General features: G+C 71.1%; 19 protein-coding genes and 1 pseudogene. 10 read left to right on the top strand and 10 right to left on the bottom strand.

The window, feature by feature from the left end:
- Positions 1-12: 12 nt before the first annotated feature.
- On the bottom strand, positions 13-1485 hold the full coding sequence (locus tag MUY14_RS35835) for a cytochrome ubiquinol oxidase subunit I (protein WP_247015966.1): 1473 nt from the start codon (positions 1483-1485) through the stop codon (positions 13-15).
- A 38-nt stretch (positions 1486-1523) separates the two neighbouring features.
- A complete protein-coding gene (locus MUY14_RS35840; protein WP_247015967.1) occupies positions 1524-2516 on the bottom strand; it encodes a S41 family peptidase in 993 nt (330 codons plus the stop codon).
- A gap of 186 nt (positions 2517-2702) precedes the next feature.
- Between MUY14_RS35840 and MUY14_RS35845 the strand changes: the two genes are divergently transcribed.
- Both MUY14_RS35845 and MUY14_RS35850 read left to right on the top strand, forming a co-directional pair.
- Positions 2703-3290, top strand: coding sequence for a TMEM165/GDT1 family protein (locus MUY14_RS35845; protein WP_247025417.1), 588 nt, complete (start codon positions 2703-2705; stop codon positions 3288-3290).
- 61 nt (positions 3291-3351) lie between these two features.
- Positions 3352-3999 (top strand): DUF998 domain-containing protein, encoded by a 648-nt coding sequence (locus MUY14_RS35850; protein WP_247015968.1) that lies wholly within the window; start codon positions 3352-3354, stop codon positions 3997-3999.
- Here the strand turns inward: MUY14_RS35850 and MUY14_RS35855 are convergent.
- On the bottom strand, positions 3996-4637 hold the full coding sequence (locus tag MUY14_RS35855) for an IclR family transcriptional regulator (RefSeq protein ID WP_247015969.1): 642 nt from the start codon (positions 4635-4637) through the stop codon (positions 3996-3998). The genes MUY14_RS35850 and MUY14_RS35855 overlap by 4 nt on opposite strands.
- A complete protein-coding gene (locus tag MUY14_RS35860; protein ID WP_281506343.1) occupies positions 4634-5488 on the bottom strand; it encodes a hypothetical protein in 855 nt (284 codons plus the stop codon). The genes MUY14_RS35855 and MUY14_RS35860 overlap by 4 nt, the downstream gene beginning before the upstream one ends.
- 85 nt (positions 5489-5573) lie before the next feature.
- On the opposite strand from MUY14_RS35860, the gene MUY14_RS35865 reads away from it, so the two are divergent.
- The 3 genes from MUY14_RS35865 to MUY14_RS35875 all read left to right on the top strand — a co-directional run bounded on the left by MUY14_RS35865 (position 5574) and on the right by MUY14_RS35875 (position 9386).
- Positions 5574-6746 carry a homogentisate 1,2-dioxygenase gene (locus MUY14_RS35865; protein ID WP_247015971.1) on the top strand — a complete coding sequence of 391 codons (1173 nt, stop codon included), beginning with the start codon at positions 5574-5576 and terminating at the stop codon, positions 6744-6746.
- A gap of 80 nt (positions 6747-6826) precedes the next feature.
- Positions 6827-8635, top strand: a complete 1809-nt coding sequence (locus MUY14_RS35870; RefSeq protein WP_247015972.1) for a substrate-binding and VWA domain-containing protein — start codon at positions 6827-6829, stop codon at positions 8633-8635.
- Between the two features lie 13 nt (positions 8636-8648).
- Entirely contained in the window at positions 8649-9386 is a 738-nt protein-coding gene (locus tag MUY14_RS35875; RefSeq protein WP_247015974.1) for a hypothetical protein, read from the top strand.
- Here MUY14_RS35875 and MUY14_RS35880 read toward each other — a convergent pair.
- A pseudogene (locus MUY14_RS35880) lies at positions 9383-10593 on the bottom strand (MFS transporter). The gene MUY14_RS35875 and the pseudogene MUY14_RS35880 sit on opposite strands and share 4 nt — an antisense overlap.
- Before the next feature lie 92 nt (positions 10594-10685).
- Between MUY14_RS35880 and MUY14_RS35885 the strand changes: the two are divergent.
- Positions 10686-11603 (top strand): LysR family transcriptional regulator, encoded by a 918-nt coding sequence (locus tag MUY14_RS35885; RefSeq protein ID WP_247015976.1) that lies wholly within the window; start codon positions 10686-10688, stop codon positions 11601-11603.
- Here MUY14_RS35885 and MUY14_RS35890 read toward each other — a convergent pair.
- Positions 11570-12598: a hypothetical protein gene (locus tag MUY14_RS35890; protein ID WP_247015978.1), complete on the bottom strand. Its 1029-nt coding sequence runs from the start codon at positions 12596-12598 to the stop codon at positions 11570-11572. The two genes, MUY14_RS35885 and MUY14_RS35890, sit on opposite strands and share 34 nt — an antisense overlap.
- 131 nt (positions 12599-12729) lie before the next feature.
- On the opposite strand from MUY14_RS35890, the gene MUY14_RS35895 reads away from it, so the two are divergent.
- Positions 12730-13524 carry a DUF2470 domain-containing protein gene (locus MUY14_RS35895; protein WP_247015980.1) on the top strand — a complete coding sequence of 265 codons (795 nt, stop codon included), beginning with the start codon at positions 12730-12732 and terminating at the stop codon, positions 13522-13524.
- Here the strand turns inward: MUY14_RS35895 and MUY14_RS35900 are convergent.
- A complete protein-coding gene (locus tag MUY14_RS35900) occupies positions 13516-13977 on the bottom strand; it encodes a PPOX class F420-dependent oxidoreductase (protein WP_247015982.1) in 462 nt (153 codons plus the stop codon). The genes MUY14_RS35895 and MUY14_RS35900 overlap by 9 nt on opposite strands.
- Positions 13978-13999: 22 nt before the next feature.
- Between MUY14_RS35900 and MUY14_RS35905 the strand changes: the two genes are divergently transcribed.
- The 3 genes from MUY14_RS35905 to MUY14_RS35915 all read left to right on the top strand — a co-directional run bounded on the left by MUY14_RS35905 (position 14000) and on the right by MUY14_RS35915 (position 16744).
- Positions 14000-14812, top strand: a complete 813-nt coding sequence (locus tag MUY14_RS35905) for a CPBP family intramembrane glutamic endopeptidase (protein ID WP_247015984.1) — start codon at positions 14000-14002, stop codon at positions 14810-14812.
- A gap of 40 nt (positions 14813-14852) precedes the next feature.
- Positions 14853-16040 carry an arginine deiminase gene (locus MUY14_RS35910; protein WP_247025419.1) on the top strand — a complete coding sequence of 396 codons (1188 nt, stop codon included), beginning with the start codon at positions 14853-14855 and terminating at the stop codon, positions 16038-16040.
- 149 nt (positions 16041-16189) lie between these two features.
- Positions 16190-16744: a ferritin gene (locus MUY14_RS35915; protein WP_247015986.1), complete on the top strand. Its 555-nt coding sequence runs from the start codon at positions 16190-16192 to the stop codon at positions 16742-16744.
- Positions 16745-16824: 80 nt separating this feature from the next.
- Here MUY14_RS35915 and MUY14_RS35920 read toward each other — a convergent pair whose 3' ends face one another.
- The 3 genes from MUY14_RS35920 to MUY14_RS35930 form a co-directional block, all read right to left on the bottom strand.
- Complete coding sequence (locus tag MUY14_RS35920; RefSeq protein WP_247015988.1) at positions 16825-17649, bottom strand: hypothetical protein; 825 nt, start codon at positions 17647-17649, stop codon at positions 16825-16827.
- Positions 17646-18158, bottom strand: coding sequence for a SigE family RNA polymerase sigma factor (locus MUY14_RS35925; protein WP_247025421.1), 513 nt, complete (start codon positions 18156-18158; stop codon positions 17646-17648). The genes MUY14_RS35920 and MUY14_RS35925 overlap by 4 nt, the downstream gene beginning before the upstream one ends.
- A gap of 198 nt (positions 18159-18356) precedes the next feature.
- The gene (locus MUY14_RS35930) at positions 18357-18710 is read right to left on the bottom strand and encodes a DUF952 domain-containing protein (RefSeq protein ID WP_247015990.1); all 354 of its coding nucleotides are present in this window, start codon (positions 18708-18710) and stop codon (positions 18357-18359) included.
- Between the last annotated feature and the right edge of the window lie 52 nt (positions 18711-18762).

Genomic DNA, 18762 nt, shown 5'->3' on the forward strand with positions numbered 1-18762 from the left:
ATCGTCAGCACCTCAGTAGGCGAAGGCGAGCGTGTCCTCGCCCGGTTTGTCGGAATCCTGCGTTTCCGGGGGCATCACCGCTTCGACGCCGCCGCGGATGTACTTCCGCATCAAGAACAGCTCGACCACGCCGAGAGCCGCGTACACCGTGGTCAGCGCGATGAGTGACGTCCACACCTCACCGGTCGTCAGCCGCGACACCGCCTGGGCCGTGAACATCCACACCCCGTCGACGCCCGACGGGTTCGGGACCACCACGAACGGCTGACGGCCCATCTCCGTGAAGATCCAGCCCGCGCTGTTGCCGAGGAACGGCGTCGCGATGCCGCCCAGCACCAGCAGCGGGAACCAGCGCGTGGTCGGGATCCGGTCGCGGCGGGTCAGCCACAGGGCCAGCAGCCCGATGCCCGCCGACACCGCGCCGAAGCCGATCATCATGCGGAAGCCCCAGTAGGTCACCGGGAGATTGGGCACGTAGTCGATCGGCTTGCCCGCGAGCGAGCCGAGCGCCGGGTCGTCCGGGTAGTTGGTGCCGTACTTCGCCTGGTACTCCGTGATCAGGTCCTCGACGCCCTTGACCTCGGTCTTGAAGTCGTTGTGCGCCAGGAACGAGAGCAGCGCCGGCACGTTGAACGTCTTGACGTCCTCGCAGTTCGACCCCGCGACGTCGCCGATCGCGATGATCGAGAAGCTCGCCGGCTGCTCCGTGTGGCACAGCGCTTCCGCCGAGGCCATCTTCATCGGCTGCTGCTCGAACATCAGCTTGCCCTGCGCGTCACCGGTGACGGCGAGGACGGCGAAGGCCGCGATGCCGACCCAGCCGCCGAGCCGCAGCGACGAGCGCCAGACGTCCTGGTTCGAGCGCCGCCGCCAGAGGTGCCAGCCCGCGACGCCCACCAGGAACGCCGCCGCCACCGAGAACGCGCCCGCCAGGGTGTGCGGGATAGCGGCCAGCGCCGTGTTGTTCGTCAGCACCGCCCAGATCGAGTTCATCGTCGGCTTGCCGTTCTCGAACGTCACGCCGACCGGGTGCTGCATCCACGAGTTCGCCGCAAGGATGAAGTATGCCGAAGCCATCGTGGCCAGCGAGAACGCCCAGGCGCACGCCAGGTGCACCTTCTTCGGCAGCCGGTCCCAGCCGAAGATCCACAGGCCGAGGAAGGTCGACTCGACGAAGAACGCAACGAGCCCTTCCATGGCCAGCGGCGCGCCGAAGACGTCGCCGACGAAGCGGGAGTACGCGCTCCAGTTCATCCCGAACTGGAACTCCTGCACGATGCCGGTCACGACGCCCATCGCGAAGTTGACCAGCAGCAGCTTGCCCCAGAACTTCGTCATTTTGAGGTGCCGCAGCTCGCCGGTGCGGACCCACCGGGTCTGCATCGCCGCGACCAGGATCGACAGCCCGATGGTCAGCGGAACCATCAGGAAGTGGTAGACGGTGGTGATGCCGAACTGCCACCGCGCTAGCTCTAGGACCTCCACGTGGTCCAGCGTGCTCCGGCGCGGATGGGGCAGCTAGATCAAACGGTCCCGTCCACCCCAGGACCAACGTCCTTCACCTGGTCGAGTGCCCGGCGGGCCTCGTCCGCCACCGCGCGGCGCGGGCCGTCGTCCCCGAGCTCGAGAACGTGGCGCAACGCGAGCCCGTACGCCGTGTCGAACGCCTTGCCGGCCGCCACCGGCAGGTCGGGGCGGACGCCGGTGCCTTCCCAGTTCTCCCCCGTTTCCGGGTGGAGCGAGCGCGCGATCGAGATCGTGACGTCGAGGTAGGTGTCCACCTTGTACTGCTCACGCGGGTGGGCGCCGCCGCGGGTGGCCTCGCCGACCGTCTTGGCGCGGCCCTGCTGCTGGAGCGAGAACGCCAGGTCCTCGCCGCCGGAGAACGTCCGCGGGCCGGTCAGCACCCAGATCGGCTTCGTGCCGCCGAAGCGCGGGCCCGGCACGTACGGCAGCGTCCACATCTGGGTCGTCTTGTCGCCCTCGCGCTCGTAGATGTCGAGGTAGTGCACCTGCTCGTCGACCAGGTAGGTCTGGAGCAACGCGCTGGTGCCCGGGCTGCCGCCGCGGTTGCGGCGCACGTCCAGCAGCAGCGCGTCGGCCGGCGCGAGCAGCGTCATCGCGGCCGCGATCGCCGGGCCGGCCAGCTCCGCCGGGTACAGCATCGTCGTGTCGAGGTAGCCGACGTTGCCGGCGAGCCGCCGGACCTCGGCGATGCCGTAGCTCTCCAGCTCGGCCTCGATCCGGAAGCCGTCGGAGTTCACCGCCGCGTCGCCGTCGTCGGCCACCGGGTCGGTGTGGTGGCGCAGGCGCAGGTGCGGGTCCCCGTTGACCGACTGCAGGTCCGCTGTGACGAGCGTCGCGAACTCCGCGTCGTCGACGTCCGCGTACGCACCGTCATCGAGCCGGTGGCGGAGCGCGTCCGCCAGTTTCGCCGCGACGTCGGGGAAGACGTAGTGCGCTTCCAGCCGGCGGATGACTTCGTTGACCTGCGCAGCACGCGCCTGTGACCCCATACCGCTCAACCTACCGCAGCCCACAAACGAAAATTCGGCATGCCGAAGAAAATTGTGCGCCCGGACTGGATGACAAATTCATGGCCGCCGACCCGTCGATTTCGCGAACGCCATCAGCTTGCGGAACTCTGAATCACCCCTTTATCGTTGCAGTGAAAGGGGCGAAGAAAGCACATGAATTCCGCGATGGTGGCGCTGATCAGCGCGTTCGGCCTGGTCCTCGCCGTGGAACTGCCGGACAAGACGCTGGTCGCGACGCTGGTGCTGACCACTCGTTTCCGCGGCGGTCCGGTGTTCGCCGGCGTGTGCGCCGCGTTCGCCGTGCAATGTGTCATCGCCGTCGCGTTCGGCAGTGTCCTGACGCTGTTGCCGGACCTCGTCCTTTCCCTCGTCGTCGCCGCGATGTTCGGCCTCGGTTCTTTCATGCTCCTTCGCGAGGGATTCAGCGAAGCGGACGAAGCCGGTGAAGACGCTTCGCGCACCGGCCCGACGCCGCAGACCTTCCTGCGCTCCGCGATGACGTCGTTCGGCGTGCTCTTCGCCGCCGAGTGGGGCGACGCCTCCCAGCTCGCCACGGCCAGCCTCGCCGCCCGCATCGGCAACCCGATCGCCGTCGGCATCGGCGCCTTCGCCGCCCTTGTCATCGTCGCCGGCCTGGCCGTGTTCATCGGCGGGAAGATCCGCAACCGGATCAAGCCGAAGCTGATCCAGCGCGGCGCCGGGTTCGTCTTCGCCGGCTTCGCGGCCTTCGCGCTGATCCAGCTGGCCTTCTGAGCCGACAGCTCCTTCACAGGGTCGCCGGGTAACCTTTCGGAAACGAAAGGGTGGAAGCCAGGTGAACAAGCCACTGCCTGCCGTCTCGCCCGTGCACGGCCGGATCGCGCTCGGCGGCATCGGTCTCGCGGTGGTCATCTCGATCGACCTGCACCTGCGCCTGTCCGGGCAGGTGAGCCCGATCTGGCAGACCCTGTCGGAGTACGTCTACGGCCGCCTCGGCAACGGCTCGGCCGCGCCGCTGTTCAGCGTGATGTGCCTGGCCCTGTCGCTCGGCTCGGTCGCCCTGCTCGCCGGCATCGCGAAGGCGCACCGGCCGGGCACCACCGCCGTCTGCGTGCTGCTCGGCGTGTGGTCGGCCGGGCTGCTCGTGTGCGGGCTCGTCCCCGTCGACCCGGACGGCCAAGCGCGTTCGCTGGCCGGACAGGTCCACAACCTCGCCGCGCTCACGGCGTTCGTCGCCTTGCCCGCGGCCGCGTTCGTGCTGACCAAGAAGGGCCGCGAGCGCTGCCCGTGGGAGCCGCGGCGGACGACGATCCGGTGCCTGGCCACGGCGAGCTTCGCCAGCGTCGGCGTGGTGCTCGGCGGGTTCGTCCTCACGCTCGTGCTCGGCCCGGCGAACCAGGAGGTCACGCTGGGCCTGTTCGAGCGGCTGCTGTTCACGGTCGACGTCACGCTGCTGCTGACGATGGTCCGGCCGCTGCGCTAGCTGTCGGTCTTCAGGATGTCGGCCAGCCGGAGGGCGGCCGCGACGACCTGCGGGCCCACCTCGGCGGCCTTCAACGGCTCCATCGAGACGACGCCGACGCTCGCCTTCAGCCCCGGCACCCCGCGGACCGGGGCCGCGACCCCGGACGCCCCTGCTTCGAGCTCACCCGCCGACGTCACCCAGCCGTCGCCGCCCGGCCGCAGCGACATCGCCTTGCCCGCCGCGCCGGCGGTCAGCGAGTGCCGGCTCCCGACGCGGTAGGCGACGTGGAAGTTCGTCCACGACGGCTCGACGACCGCCACCGCAAGCGCTTGCGTCCCCTGCGCGACCGACAGGTGGGCGGTCGCGCCGACCTTCTCGGCCAGCTCGCGCAGCACCGGCCCGGCCGCGTCCCGCAGCTGCGGGAGAACCTGCCCGGCCAGCCGCAGCAGGCCGACGCCGAGCCGGACCTTGGTGCCGTCGCGCCAGACCAGCCCGCGCTCCGACAGCGGCACGAGCAGCCGGTAGACGGCCGCGCGGCTGGCCCCGATGGTGACCGCCAGCTCGGAGATGGTCGCCGCGTCGCCGCCGGCGTCGGCCACTGCCTGCAGCAGCGCCAACCCCCGGTCGAGCGTCAGCGACCCCTCCCGGCTGGTCACAGCAAGCCGAGTTCGCCCAGGTCGGCGACCGGCTCATCGAACGACGCGGCCGCGTACGACGCGAAGAGCGCCCGCACGGCCTTCGCGGCCGGCTCGGACAGCGCCCGGGCCTCGTCGGCCAGCGCCTGGGCGTCGGTCGACTCCAGCGCCGCCCGGACGTCGCCGCCGGCGAGGCTGCGCGCGGAGGCCACGAGCAGGTTGAGGAAGCCGTGGTGCACGAAGCCGGTGTCCGGGTCCGTGTGCCGCACCGCGCGGTGCAGGCTGTTCGTCGCCTTGAACGACGCCCCGCTCGATCCGGAGACGACGGCGAGGAAGTCCGCGACCTCGTCGACGTTGGGGAAGTTCTCCCCCGCCTTGCCGCCGCAGCGGATCTTCGGCCAGCTGCCGTGCTCGATCACCTTGCGCACGCCGTCCAGCCAGCCGACGCCGCGCCGCGGCTCGACCACCCGGATGACGTCCTCGGGGACGAACTCCGAGACGCGCTCCAGCCACACCTCGTCGACGTCCGACGGCGCGGGCATCTCGACCATCCGCAGCGCCAGCAGCTCACTGCGCGACTCGACGATCGAGATGGCCTTCGGGACGCCGCCGAGGCCGGTGTCGATGATCAGCGAAAGCGGCAGGGGCTGCTTCGGCTTGATCTTGATCAGCTCGGTGATCAGCTCCGGCAACCGCGAGGCCTGGCAGAGAAAAACCCCCAGGACACCGGCGTGTTCGGACTCCCGGCTCGCGAAATGCGCGCGCAGGGCTTCGGGCATGGCCGCATCGCCCGGAGGGAACAGCGCCGAGTCGTCGACGAGCCTCGCGAACAGGGGAGGAATCCCACGGGGGCCGGGGGGCGTGAGTTCCACAGCGCTTGACACGACTGACACGCTAGTAGCGTACGGCATGAGGACAAAATCGTCCGCACAGCGGACACGTCTGGAGGGCACGGCGATGCCTTACTACCGGCAAGTAGGCGAGATCCCGCACAAGCGACACACGGCGTTCCGCAAGCCGGACGGCGGCCTCTACGCCGAGGAGCTGATGGGCGTCGAGGGCTTCTCGGCCGACTCCGCCCTGCTCTACCACCGCGGCCTGCCGACGGCGATCGTCGACGCCGTGGCGGTCGAGGAGGACCGCGGCTCGCTGACGCCGAACCTGCCGCTCAAGCCGCGGGCCTTCAAGACGCAGGAGCTCAAGTTCGGCGGCGAGACCGACGCCGTGACCGACCGGCGCCGGCTGTTCGGCAACAACGACGTCACCATCGGCTTCGTCACCGCGACCGCGCCGAGCCCGCTGTACCGCAACGCGGCCGGCGACGAGCTCTTCTACGTCCACGGCGGCTCCGCGACGGTCGAGACGATCTACGGCAGCATCGACGTCGGCGACGGCGACTACCTCGTGATCCCGACGTCGTGCACCTACCGCGTCGTCCCCCACGGCGAGGTCAACCTCTTCACGCTGGAGGCGCGCGGCCACATCGGGCCGCCGAAGCGGTACCTGTCGGCGAAGGGCCAGTTCCTGGAGCACGCGCCGTACTGCGAGCGCGACATCCGCGGGCCGTCGTCGCCGCTCGTGGTGGACGGCGAGGACGTCGAGGTGCTCGTGCGGCACCGCGCGGGCCTCACGCGCTACACGTACGCGACGCACCCCTTCGACGTCGTCGGCTGGGACGGCTGCCTCTACCCGTGGGCGTTCAACATCGACGACTTCGAGCCGATCACCGGCCGCGTGCACCAGCCGCCGCCCGTGCACCAGACGTTCGAGGGCCCGAACTTCGTCGTCTGCTCGTTCTGCCCGCGGAAGGTCGACTACCACGAGGACTCGATCCCGGTGCCGTACAACCACGCGAACGTCGACTCCGACGAGCTGATGTTCTACGTGCGCGGCAACTACGAGGCCCGCAAGGGCTCGGGCATCGGCGTCGGCTCGCTGTCGCTGCACCCCTCCGGGTTCACGCACGGCCCGCAGCCGGGCGCGGCGGAGGCGTCGATCGGCGCGGAGTTCTTCGACGAGACCGCGGTCATGGTCGACACGTTCGCGCCGCTGGACCTCGGCGAGGCCGCCGACGCGTCCGAGGATCCCGGGTACGCGTGGACGTGGTCGCGCCGCGGACCCAAGGGATAGTCAAGTTTCCCGAATTACCGTCCCGTTCCCGTTCCGCTGCCGGATAATGAAATTTCCGGTGGCGGAACGGGGAGGGTTCGATGATCAATTCCCAACCAGCACGGCGAAAGAGAAAGATTCTCCCGTTCCTGGCCGCGATCGTGGTCGCCGCCGGGCTGATCATCGGGATCCGCGCCTGGACCAGCGACTCGGGTGACGAGGCCGAGGCGCCGAAGTGCACCGGCTCGGACGCCGTCGCGCTGAACGTCGCTTCGTCACCGGAAAAGGCCGGCGTCGTCCAGGAAGCCGCGAAGGCCTACTCCGGCCGGACCGTGGCCGGCCATTGCGTCGACGTCGTCGTGAAGTCGAAGTCGTCGGGCATCGCGATGCAGGCGCTGGCGAACGGCTGGAACGAGGCCACCGACGGCCCGCGCCCGGACGTCTGGACGCCGGCCGCGAGCGGCTGGGTCAACCTGCTGCGCGTCAACGCCAAGGGCGACACCGGGTCGATCGTGCCGGACGGCGACCCGCAGTCGGTCGCGAACTCGCCGCTGACCGTCGCCATGCCGAAGCCGATGGCCGAGGCGCTGGGCTGGCCGGCGAAGCCGATCGGCTGGAAGGACCTCGCCACGCTCGCCACCGACCCGGCGGGGTGGGCGAAGTACGGCCACCCGGAGTGGGGCAGGTTCCGGCTCGGCAAGACGAACCCGAACATCTCGACCGCGGGCCTGAACGCCACCATCGGCGCGTACTACGCGGCCACCGGCACGTCGTCCGACCTCACCGCGGCCGCGCTCGAGAAGCCCGAGGCCCGGCAGTTCGTCACGAACATCGAGCAGGCGATCGTGCACTACGGCGACAACACGCTCACCTTCCTGACGAACCTGCAGAAGGCCGACGACCGCGGCGCGGCGCTGTCCTACATCTCGGCGGTGACCGTCGAGGAGAACTCGCTGATCGGCTACAACCTGGGCAACCCGACCAACGACCCGGCCAAGGTCGGCCAGCACGCGCCGCCGAAGGTGCCGCTGGTCGCGCTGTACCCGGCCGACGGCACGCTCAACTCCGACCACCCGTTCGTCACGCTGAACTGGGCCGACCCGACGCGCAAGCAGATCGCCGCCGACTTCCTCGGCTACCTGCGCGGCCCGGAGACGCAGCAGCGCTTCGCCGCGCTCGGCTTCCGGTCGTTCGAGGGCAAGCCGGGGCCGCAGGTGACGACCCAGAACGGTGTCCAGCCGGACGCGAAGATCAATTTCATCCGGCCGCCGTCCCCGACGGTGCTGTCGAAGCTGCTGGCGTCGTGGACCGAGCTGCGCAAGAAGGCGAACGTGCTGCTGGTCGTGGACGTCTCGGGCTCGATGGGTGACGAGGTGAAGGGCACCGGCAAGAGCAAGATCGACCTGGCCAAGCAGGCCGCGATCGACGCGCTCGGCCAGTTCGTGCCGCGGGACCAGGTCGGGCTCTGGCAGTTCTCCACCCACCTCGACGGCGACAAGGACTACCAGGAGCTGGTCCCGCTGCAGGCGCTGGGAAACAGCGGCAAGGAGACGCTCGCGATGCGGCTGAGCGGGCTGACGCCGCAGGCGGGGACCGGGCTCTACGACTCGTCGCAGGCCGCGTACGAGTACCTGAAGGCGCACCTCGACCCGGCGGCGATCAACGCGGTCGTGGTGCTGACCGACGGCCGCAACGAGGATCCCGGCGGCGTCGACCTCGACCACCTGCTGCCGCAGCTGCGGCCGGAGGGCAACGCGGAGACGGTCCGGCTGTTCACCATCGCCTACGGCTCGGACGCCGACCAGGACGTGCTGAAGCGCATCGCGGAGGCGACCGAAGGATCGGAGTACGACTCGTCCAAACCGGACTCGATCAACCAGGTCTTCACCTCCGTGATCTCGAATTTCTGAGATCCTGCCGGTCATGAAGTTCGCCCGTGAGCTCGCCGAACCGTGGGGGCTGCTGTTCGCCGTCACGTCGGCCGGGGTGGCCTGGGCCGTGCAGCTGCCGGTCGTCGCCGCCGTCGGGGTCGGGGTGGCGGTGCTCGCCGCGCGGGCGGGCGTCGCCGTCGCAACCCGCGAGAAGGAGCCGGAACAGCGTGCGGCGCGCGTGCTCGACGTCGCGCCCGGGTCGGCCGAGGAGAACTGGCTGCGCCGGGCCGAAAGCGCGGCTGAAGGCTTCGGCTCGCTCAGCGACTCGCTCGATTCGGGTCCGCTCGCCGACCGCGTCGCGGACATGGAACCGGTGGTCCAGGAGACGCTGGTGACGCTGCGGCGGCTGGCCGGCCGCGCGTCGGCGACCGGGAAGGCGCTGTCCCGGGTGGACCTCGACGCCGTCGGGAAGGAGCGGCGCCGGCTGGACCGCGAACTGCGTTCGGCGAGCGCGGAAGTGCGCGGCGACCTCGAACAGGCGCTGGCGGCGGTGCAGGCCCAGGCCGACGTGCACGCGCGGCTCTCCGGCGCGCGCGACAAGCTGCTGGCGCAGCTGCAGTCCGGCGCGCTCGGCCTGGACAGCCTGGTGGCGCGGGTCGCCGAGCTGACGGCCGCGACGACGGACTTCGCCGTGGACACCGGCGCCGTGCGGGAGCTGAGCGACCAGCTGGAAGGCATCCGCCAAGGCGTGCTGGAGACCGAGCAGGCGACGCGGAAGTCGCTGGGCTAGACGGCGACCGGCGTCCGGTCGCGCCGCGGCAGCAGCACCGGCGTCGCGAGGATGAGGACGCCGGCGATCCCGATCGCGACCCGCGGACCCGTGACGCCGGCGAGCACGCCCCACACCGCGGTCAGCGCGGCGATGGCCGCCTTCGTGCTGACCGACCACGCCGAGAGCGTGCGGCCGGCGCGGTCCGGCGGCAGCTGTTCGAGCCGGTAGGTGGCCAGCACGGGGTTGAACACGCTGCAGCTGACGATCAGGCCCAGTTCGACGACCATGACGAAGACCAGCCCGCCCGTGCCGTGGGGCAGGAAGGCGAGCGCGAGGAGCCAGCAAGCCCGGACCGCGCCCGACTTCAGCAGCACGGGGTGCCGGCCGAAGCGCGCGACGAGCCGCGGGGTCAGCCGCGAGCCGGCGAGGCCGCCGAGGCACGGCACCGCGAACGCGAGCCCGTACTGCCACGGCGTGAGCCCGAGCTCCCCCAGCATCAGCACGGCGAGCAGCGGCTCGGTCGCCATGACCAGGCCGTTGAAGACCATCGTGTTGAAGAGCAGGGGACGCAGGCCGGGGTGGGCCAGCAGGAAGCGCCACCCGTCGGCCAGGTCCCGTGCACGCGGGCGCTCGGTGGTGCGCGGGCGCGGCTCGTCCCCGCCGATCGCGCGGAGCCCGAGCGCGGAGAGCAGGAAGCTGGCGGCGTTGGCCGCCACCGACGTCACCGGCCCGAGCACCGCGAACGCGGCCCCGCCGAGCGGCGGCCCGAGCGCGGTGGCCGTCCAGTTCGTCGACTCGAACCGGCCGTTGGCGACGAGCAGGTCTTCGGGCGGGACGAGCCCCTTCAGGAAGGCGCCGCTCGCCGAGGTGAAGGTGATGTCCGCCGCGGCGACGACCACCGAGACGGCGAGCAGCTGGCCGAAGCTCAGCACGCCGAGCGCGTAGCAGGCGGGCACGCTGAGCAGCGCGCCGAACCGGACCAGGTCCATGGCCACCATGACCGGCGCTTGCGGCGCCGGTCGACCCACGGCCCGAGCGGCACTGCCACGAGCGCCCCGACGGCGGGCCCGATCGCGGCGAGCGCCGACACCGCAGCCGGACCGGCGTGCAGCACGAGGATGGCGAGCATCGGGAAGGCGCCGAACCCGAGCCAGGTGCCGAACGCGCTCACGGCGTAAGCCGTCCACAACCACCGGAACCGCCGCCCGAGCCGCCTGCGCATCACCGGGAGATCAAAGCGAGGAGTGGGTGGGCGGCGCAAACAACCGACGCGTCGGCGAGCCACAACGCGGCGTTGTGAACCTAGAGTCGGTCGCCGTGGACCTCGACGCAGTGCGCACCTTCGTGGCCGCCGTGGCGGCGGGCCGCTTCCAGGACGCCGCGGTGGATTTGTCGATCACGCAGCAAGCGGTCTCGAAGCGCATCGCGGCGCTGGAGAAGACGCTCGGGGCGAGGCTGTTCACCCGCACCGCCCGCGGCGCGAGGCTGACGGCGGCGGGCGAGGCGTTCCTGCCGCACGCGCGCGAGCTGCTTTCGGCGGAGGCGCGAGCGCTCGCTTCGGTGCGGACCGGACCGTTGCGCGTCGACGTCATCGGCAGGCGCCTGTGCCCGGCGACGTTGCTGCGGGAGTTCCACGAGGCCCATCCGGAGATCGCGCTGGAGGTCGTGACCCTCTTCGACACCGCGGTCGCCGCGCTCCGGAACGCTTCGATCGACGCGACCTTCCGCGCGCTCGTGGAGGTGCCGCCGGACCTCGACGCGCAGTGGGTGTTCGACGAGCCCATCGAGCTGCTGTGCGGCCCGGGTCATCCGCTGGCCGGGTCGGCTTCGGTGACGCCGGCCGAGCTGGCCGGGCACCGGCTTTGGCTGCCGGGCATGGTGCCCGGGACCGAGTGGGGCGCCTACTACGCGGCGTTCGCGACGGCGTTCGGGCTGTCGATCGACGCGGCCGGGCCGAACTTCGGCACCGAGGTCGTGCTGGACACGATCGCGAAGTCGGCGGAGGTGGCCACGCTGCTCCCCACGGGCGCCCGGCTGCGGTGGCCCGCGGAGTACGACTTGCGGCGGGTGAAGCTCGAACGGCCGGTGCCGGTCTACCCGCATTCGCTGATCTGGCGCCGGGACAACGCGCACCCCGCGCTGAAGGCGCTGCGGACCCACTTGGGCAGGGGAACGCGGGCAGCCGAGGCGTGGTGGCCGGGTCAGCCGAGCCAGACCGTGCCCAGCACCGGGTAGCCCGGCAGGCCCGTCCGGGCCGCGCCCGGGCGGGGGACTCCCGCGATCCACAGGCGGCCCGTCGCCGCGATGTTCGCCGCCATCGACGGGTCCGCCTTCGGCAGGCGGAAGGCGACCACCGTGCCGTCGGCCAGCATCGTCAGGCCGCTCAACCGCGCCGAACCGCGGCGGCCCATGCGGACCGGGCCGTCCAGGACCGCGCGCAGTTCCGTCCAGTGGTCGGCCGGCAGGGGACGGCGGTGGGCGAGCGAACGCAGGCCCGTCGCGAGCGCGCCCAGCAGCGCCCCCGCCGCGAACGCCCACGCGATCCAGCCCATGACCGGGAAGTCGAGCCGGACCCACAGCGCGAAACCGGCCAGTATCAGCAGGAACGCGGCCGTCGTGCGCAGTTCACGGGCGAGCTGGCGGCGGTGCGCGGTGAGCACCGGGTCGAGCCGCGGCGAGCCCGAGCCGGCCGGGGCCAGTACCGCAACCGCACCTGACGGCGGCGTCTCGTGCATCCGGGCGCGGCGGACGCGGACCAGCCCGGAGAAGCCGACGAACACCTTCGGGCCGCGGCCCAGCAGCCAGACGCGGCGGTGGCCGGCCAGCAGCAGCCGGTGGGCCTCGTCGAGGCGGACGCGCAGCCAGCGGCCGTCCGGCAGCCGGACGCCGACCGTCCGGCCGGCCACGACCAGGCCGTCGGCGGTGACGTCCACCTGCCGGAACGCTTCCCGCTTCAGCCGCTTTTCCGGCACGTGGGCGTACGCGCGGTGGAGCCACCACGCCTCGACCGTGCCGGCCAGCGCGAGCGTGCCCACCGGCAGCGCGACGCCGGCGCCGGTGAAGAACTGGGCGACCCCGAACACCAGGAAGAGCCAGGACAGCAGCCGCTGGTCGGCGGTGTTCCGGCCGATCCGGTCGAGGTATTCGCCGAAGATCGGCAGCGCGCCGGACGGCATCGCGGGATCGAGTTCGAACGCGGGCACGCGTTCGGGAACCGGGACGATCTGCACGCTGGGCCCCCACCGTGTCGGCTTTGGTCAACGGCTTTTCGGTGAATCGGTCACCGGCGTTACCGGATACTCCGTTCAGACTACCCAGACCGCGAAATTCAGGTTAGGCTCACCTAAGTAGGAGGTGAGCCGTGACCGAGGCCCCGACATCCATCCGCCGCCCGCCGGCACCGAACCCCGCCGAGCGCGCGAAGACGATCGCCACTCGCAACGGGCCGGCGTCGCTCATGCCCACCTGCGAACGCGCCGGCCTAGACGGCGAGCGCGTCGTCCCGGTCCTGCACCACGTGCACCACAGCGGCAGCGTCAGCGTGCTGCTGCCCGACGACCACCCGATGGTCGGCGCGGCGAAGCAGACCCAGCGCGGCGAGCTGGCCGTGATGGTCGAGCTCGCCGACCAGGCGCCGGTCGCCCTGCGGGAACCGATCCGCGGGCTGCTGTGGATCACCGGCTGGCTGCGGCCGCTTTCGCCGGTGTCGGCCCGCGCGCGGGCGATCGCGATCGCCGAATCGCGCCCGGACGAGCGCCTGCTCGACGTCGGCCACGGCGTCACGCTGCTGCGGCTCACCCCGGCGTCGCTCGTGCTCGCCGACGCCGAGGGCACGCACTCGCTGCGCCCGCACATGTTCAGCGCCGCGCCGCCGGACCCGTTCCACGACTACGAGGCCCAGTGGCTGCGGCACCTGGAAAGCGACCACTCCGACGTCGTCGGCCAGCTGGCGAAGCACCTGCCGGCGGACCTGCGGGCGGGGAGGATCCGCCCGCTCGGGCTCGACCGGTTCGGGCTGCGGCTGCGCGTCGAGTCCGAGGCGGGCGACCACGACGTCCGGCTGGCGTTTTCGAAGTCCGTCGACAGCCCGCCGCAGCTCGCGATGGAGCTGCGGCGGCTGGTCGGCTGCCCGTTCCTGCGGGGCGCGTCAGGCTAGTTCGGCGGGGAAGCCGCCCTTGGCGAGCGGGCCCCAGCTCTCGATGGTGACCCGGATGATGCTCTTGCCCTGCTTGACCATGGCTTCGCGGTATTCGTCCCAGTCCGGGTGTTCGCCGGAAATGGCGCGGAAGTAGTCCACGAGCGGCTCGACCGAATCCGGGATGTCCAGCACTTCCGCGGTGCCGTTGAGCTGCACCCACTGGTCGTTCCACTCGTCGGACAGGATGCACGCGGAGACCTGGGGGTTCCGCTTGATGTTCACGATCTTGGCGCGCTTCGGGTAGGTCGAGATGACCAGCCTGCCCTCGGCGTCGACCCCGCAGGTGACCGGCGAGAGCTGCGGCCCGCCGTCGGCCTTCGTGGTCAGCAGGATCGCGCGGTGGCGGGTGGACAGGAACTCGACGAGCGCGGCGCGGTCGACGGTTTCGTTGGTGGCGATGCTCCTCGGCATACCCCGAAGGTAGCGTGCGCGCATGACGTTCACCGCGCGATCGTGGCTGGCCCCGGCCCGCCCCGAGTTCCCCGGGACGATCGAGGACCCGGCGGAGCGCCGCGCGATCAAGATCGAGCTGGTGATCGTCTTCGGGATCACCCTCGGCCTGTCCGGCGTGCGCAGCCTGCTGTCCCTTGTGGACTCGCTGCTGCAGCCGGCGCCGCTGGCCCAGCAGCAGGTCCAGCTCAACGTGCCCCAGGCCGCGGCGAGCCTGATCGACCTGCTCAAGCAGCTGCTCTCGGCCGCCCAGCTGGTCGGCTGGGGCGCGCTCGGGCTGTACTTCCTGTGGCGCGCCGGGATCAAGATCGCGCAGGTCGGGCTGGACCGCCGCACCCCCGGCCGCGACGCGCTGCTCACGCTCGGGCTCGCCGCGGTGATCGGGATCCCCGGCCTGGCGCTCTACTTCATCTCCTACCACCTCGGCTTCAGCCTGGCGGTGCAACCGTCCACATTGAACGACACGTGGTGGCGGCCGGTCACGCTGACGCTGTCGGCGTTCGGCAACGCCTTCGCCGAGGAAGTCCTGGTCGTCGGCTACCTGCTGACCCGGCTGCGGCAGCTCGGCGTCCGCGAGAACAACGCGGCGTTCGGCGCCGCCGTGCTGCGCGGGTCGTACCACCTTTACCAGGGCTTCGGCGGGTTCGTCGGCAACTTGGTGATGGGGCTGGTGTTCGGGCGGCTGTGGCAGAAGACGAACCGGCTGTGGCCGCTCGTGGCCGCGCACACGCTGTTCGACTTCGTCTCGTTCGTCGGGTATTCGCTGCTCAAAGGTCACGTTTCCTGGCTGCCGTGAATAGGATCGGGTGGTGAACGACGAAACGACACCTCCCCGGGTGGACAGCGAAGTCGGACCCCTGCGCGCGGTGCTGCTGCACCGGCCCGGCAACGAGCTCAAAAGGCTGACGCCCCGCAACAACGACCAGCTCCTGTTCGACTCGATCCCGTGGGTCGACCGGGCCCAGGCCGAGCACGACGCGTTCGCCGAGGTGCTGCGCAGCCGCGGCGTCGAGGTGCTGCTGCTGGCCGACGCGCTCCGCACCGCGCTGGAGGACGACCGCGCCCACGCGGCGGGCGTCCACGCGGCCGTCGACGACCGGCGGCTCGGCGGCGACCTGGCCGACTCGCTGCGGTCGCACCTGTCCGGCGTCAGCGCGCCCGGCCTCGCCGAGGTGCTGATGGCCGGGATGACGTTCGAGGAGCTGCCGTCCGCCGAGGGCGCGTCGCTGGTGCGGATGATGAACCACCCGCACGACTTCGCCGTCGACCCGCTGCCGAACCTGCTGTTCACGCGCGACTCGTCGGCGTGGATCGCCGACCGGGTCGCCGTTTCGTCGCTGACCATGCCCGCGCGCCGCCGGGAAACCGCGGTGCTCGACCTGATCTACGCCTACCACCCGCGGTTCCGGCACGCGGCGCGCGCGTACGGCGCGCACTCCGCGCCGATCGAAGGCGGCGACGTCATGCTGCTGGCCCCGGGCGTGCTGGCCATCGGCGTCGGCGAGCGCACTACGGCGGCCGGCGCCGAGTCCCTCGCCCGCTCGGTGTTCGCCGACGGCATCGCGCACACCGTGCTGGCGGTGCCGATCGAGCAGTCCCGCGCGACCATGCACCTGGACACGGTGTGCACGATGGTCGACGCCGACGCGGTCGTGATGTACCCGCTGGCGCGCGACTCCCTCACGGCGTTCACGCTGCGCCCGACCGGCGACGGCGGCGTGAAGGTGGCCGGCCCGGCCCCGTTCCTGGTGGCCGCGGCCGAAGCGATGGAGATCGACCGGCTGCGCGTCATCGACACCGGCCTCGACCCGGTCACCGCCGAACGCGAGCAGTGGGACGACGGCAACAACACGCTCGCACTGGCCCCGGGCGTCGTCGTCGGCTACGAGCGGAACGTCGAGACGAACGAGCGGCTGGAGGCGGCCGGCATCGAGGTGCTGCCGATCGCGGGCTCCGAGCTGGGTTCCGGCCGCGGCGGGCCGCGCTGCATGTCGTGCCCGATCCACCGCGAACCGTTGCGATAAACGAAGTAAGCCTTCCCTAAATGCGCGCGACAATTTAGGGAAGGCTTACTTAAATAAGGTCTGTCTACTTTAGGAATGGTAACCCTAATAGGGGGTAGATCACCAGTACCGAGTGGTCTTTTCGCCAATCTTGACCTATTCTGATCCACATGGCCCTCACCAAGAAGAAAGAACCGCGCTCGAAGTTCTACGAACTGCTGCAGGCGCAGATCCACAACGAGTTCAACGCGTCCCAGCAGTACATCGCGCTCGCGGTGTGGTTCGACGCCGAGGACCTGCCGCAGCTGGCGAAGCACTTCTACAAGCAGTCCGTCGAAGAGCGCAACCACGCGATGGCGCTCGTGCAGTACATGCTCGACCGCGACCACCACGTCGAGATCCCGGGCACCGGTGAGGTGCGCAACGAATTCTCGGGTGTCACCGAGCTCATCGAGCTGGCGCTGGCGCAGGAGAAGGAGGTCGCCGTCGACATCTCCGCGATGGCGAAGGCGGCGCGGGCCGAAGAGGACTACATCAGCGAGCAGTTCACGCAGTGGTTCCTCAAGGAGCAGGTCGAAGAGATCTCCCAGATGAGCACCCTGCTGAACCTCGTCAAGCGCGCGAACGGCAACCTGTTCGAGGTCGAAAACCACCTCCACCGCGAGTCGGTCGGTGACGGCGGCACCGACTCGCAGATGCCGCCCGTGGCCGGCGGCGCGCTCTAGGGTTTCGCTCCCACCACGGTAAACCGGAAGCCCGGGCCCTCCCCCTGTGGATGGCCCGGGCTTCCGCGTGCGCCGGCCGATCAGCCGGCGCAGTCCTGGTTGACGCTCATCAGGCTCGTCTGCGCGACCCCGGCGTCCCCGAGCAGGAAGTGGTAGTCGGCGGCCGCGCTCGCCGGCGCGACGACACCGCCGGTCTCGTCCTTGGCCGTGGGGTAGGCGGCGAGCACCTGCTCCTTGGTGGCTCCGGCGCCGACCCCTTCGGCGGTGTGCGCGACGACGTCCGGGGTGACGACCACGAGCCCGACCGCCTTCGAAATGACGACGCTCGCGGTGGCGGGCACCCCGCTGCCGTCCGCCTTGTAGACGGTGCAGCTCGCCCCGGTCTGCGCCTCGCTGAGCGTGACGCTCTGCGCGGTGACCTCGGCCTCGGACATGCCGAGCTTGAGCCGCCCGAAGCCGTCGGCCGCGAGCAGCGGCCCGGTCGAGACGCTCGGCAGCGCCGTCGGCTGGTGCGAAGACACCGGCCGCGACGGCTTCGGCGTCGTCGTCCCCGGCGGCGCGGCAACCTCGATGCTCTGGGTACCGGTCGGCCCCGGCGTCGACGGCTGCGGCGGCCGCCCCTGCGTCAGGTTCTCCGGCGGTTTGACGCTGATGTCGGTCCCGTCGGCGGACATCACCGCGGTGCCGTCCTCGGTGTGGATCCGGACCATCGTCAGCCCGGCCGCCACGACGACCACGGCCGCGGCGGCCCCGGTGACGGCCTGCAGGTTCCGGCGCCGACGACGACGTCGTCCGGCACCGGCGACGATGGCCGCGCTCGCGTCCCCGGGCGGCGGCAGGTCCAGCCGCTCGTCGGCGAACATCGCGCGCAGGCGCTGCTCCAGCTCGTCCTCGGAGATGTTCAACCCGCGTCACTCCCTTCGCCCTCGTTGTCGGTCGCCTTGAGTTTCATCCGCAGCGACGTGATGGCCTTGCTGGCCTGGCTCTTGACGGTGCCCTGCGTGACGCCGAGCGCCCCGGCGATCTCCGCTTCGGAGAACCCCTCGTAGTAACGCAGCACCATGACCGCGCGTTGCCTCGGCGGCAGCGTCCGCAACGCACGCCACAGCGGCTCGTGCTCGAACGGGTCGGCCGGCACGTGCGGGCTGGTGTCCGGCAGGTCGGCCACGAGGTTTTCGCGCCGCGTCCGACGCCAGCGGCTGACGTGCGCGTTCGCCATCGACCGGCGGACGTAGGCCAGCGGGTCGCCGGTCTTCTCGTGCACGTGGTGCCAGCGCGAGCCGATCTTCTCCAGCACGGTCTGCACCAGGTCGGCAGCGTCGTGCGGGTTGCCGGTGAGCGCGTGGCCGTACCGCAGCAGCCCCGGCAGGGTGGCCTGCACGAAGTCGCCGAAGTCGGTGAGCTCGCCGGGCAACGTCGCGGCCCTCCCTCGGCCTGCGCTGGCCACCCACGTATCTCCCCCGGTGAAGACGGGTGCCGCAGCCGTCACCGTATCGCCTCCCATCGGGGTCGGATAGCCAGAAGCCGACTCGCTTTCTCCCCCAACACGCATCACAGCCCCCTCAGGTTGCCTGCGTTCCCGCCCGAATCCGGACGGTTCGATCTGCCCACGTCAGCGGTGCGCGAGCGCGGACGGCAGCCGGAATCCCCCGCCGTCCACCTCGCCGAACTCGTGCACGCCGACGACCGCGGAGTGCGGCAGCGGCCCGTACACGTGCGGGAACCGGACCCCGGCCGGGTGCGGCGGCTCGCCGTCCTCCCAGCGGACCGGGACGCCGACCTTCCCCGGGTCGATCTCGAGCAGCACCAGATCGGTGCGGCCCCGGTAGAGCGCGTCGGCCGGCAGGTGCGCCGTGCCGAAGTCGGAGCAGTGGATGAACCCGACGTCGTCCAGCGACGGCGGCCGGTACTCCCCGCCCTCGCCCACCTCGGCCCAGTCGGCCGCCCCGCAGATGTGGAGTATCACGCCGAGAATCGTCCCACCGGCGCGTTCGGTCGGCGGTGTCTCGTGCGCCACA

This window comes from Amycolatopsis sp. FBCC-B4732, from assembly GCF_023008405.1.
Classification (GTDB): domain Bacteria; phylum Actinomycetota; class Actinomycetes; order Mycobacteriales; family Pseudonocardiaceae; genus Amycolatopsis; species Amycolatopsis pretoriensis_A.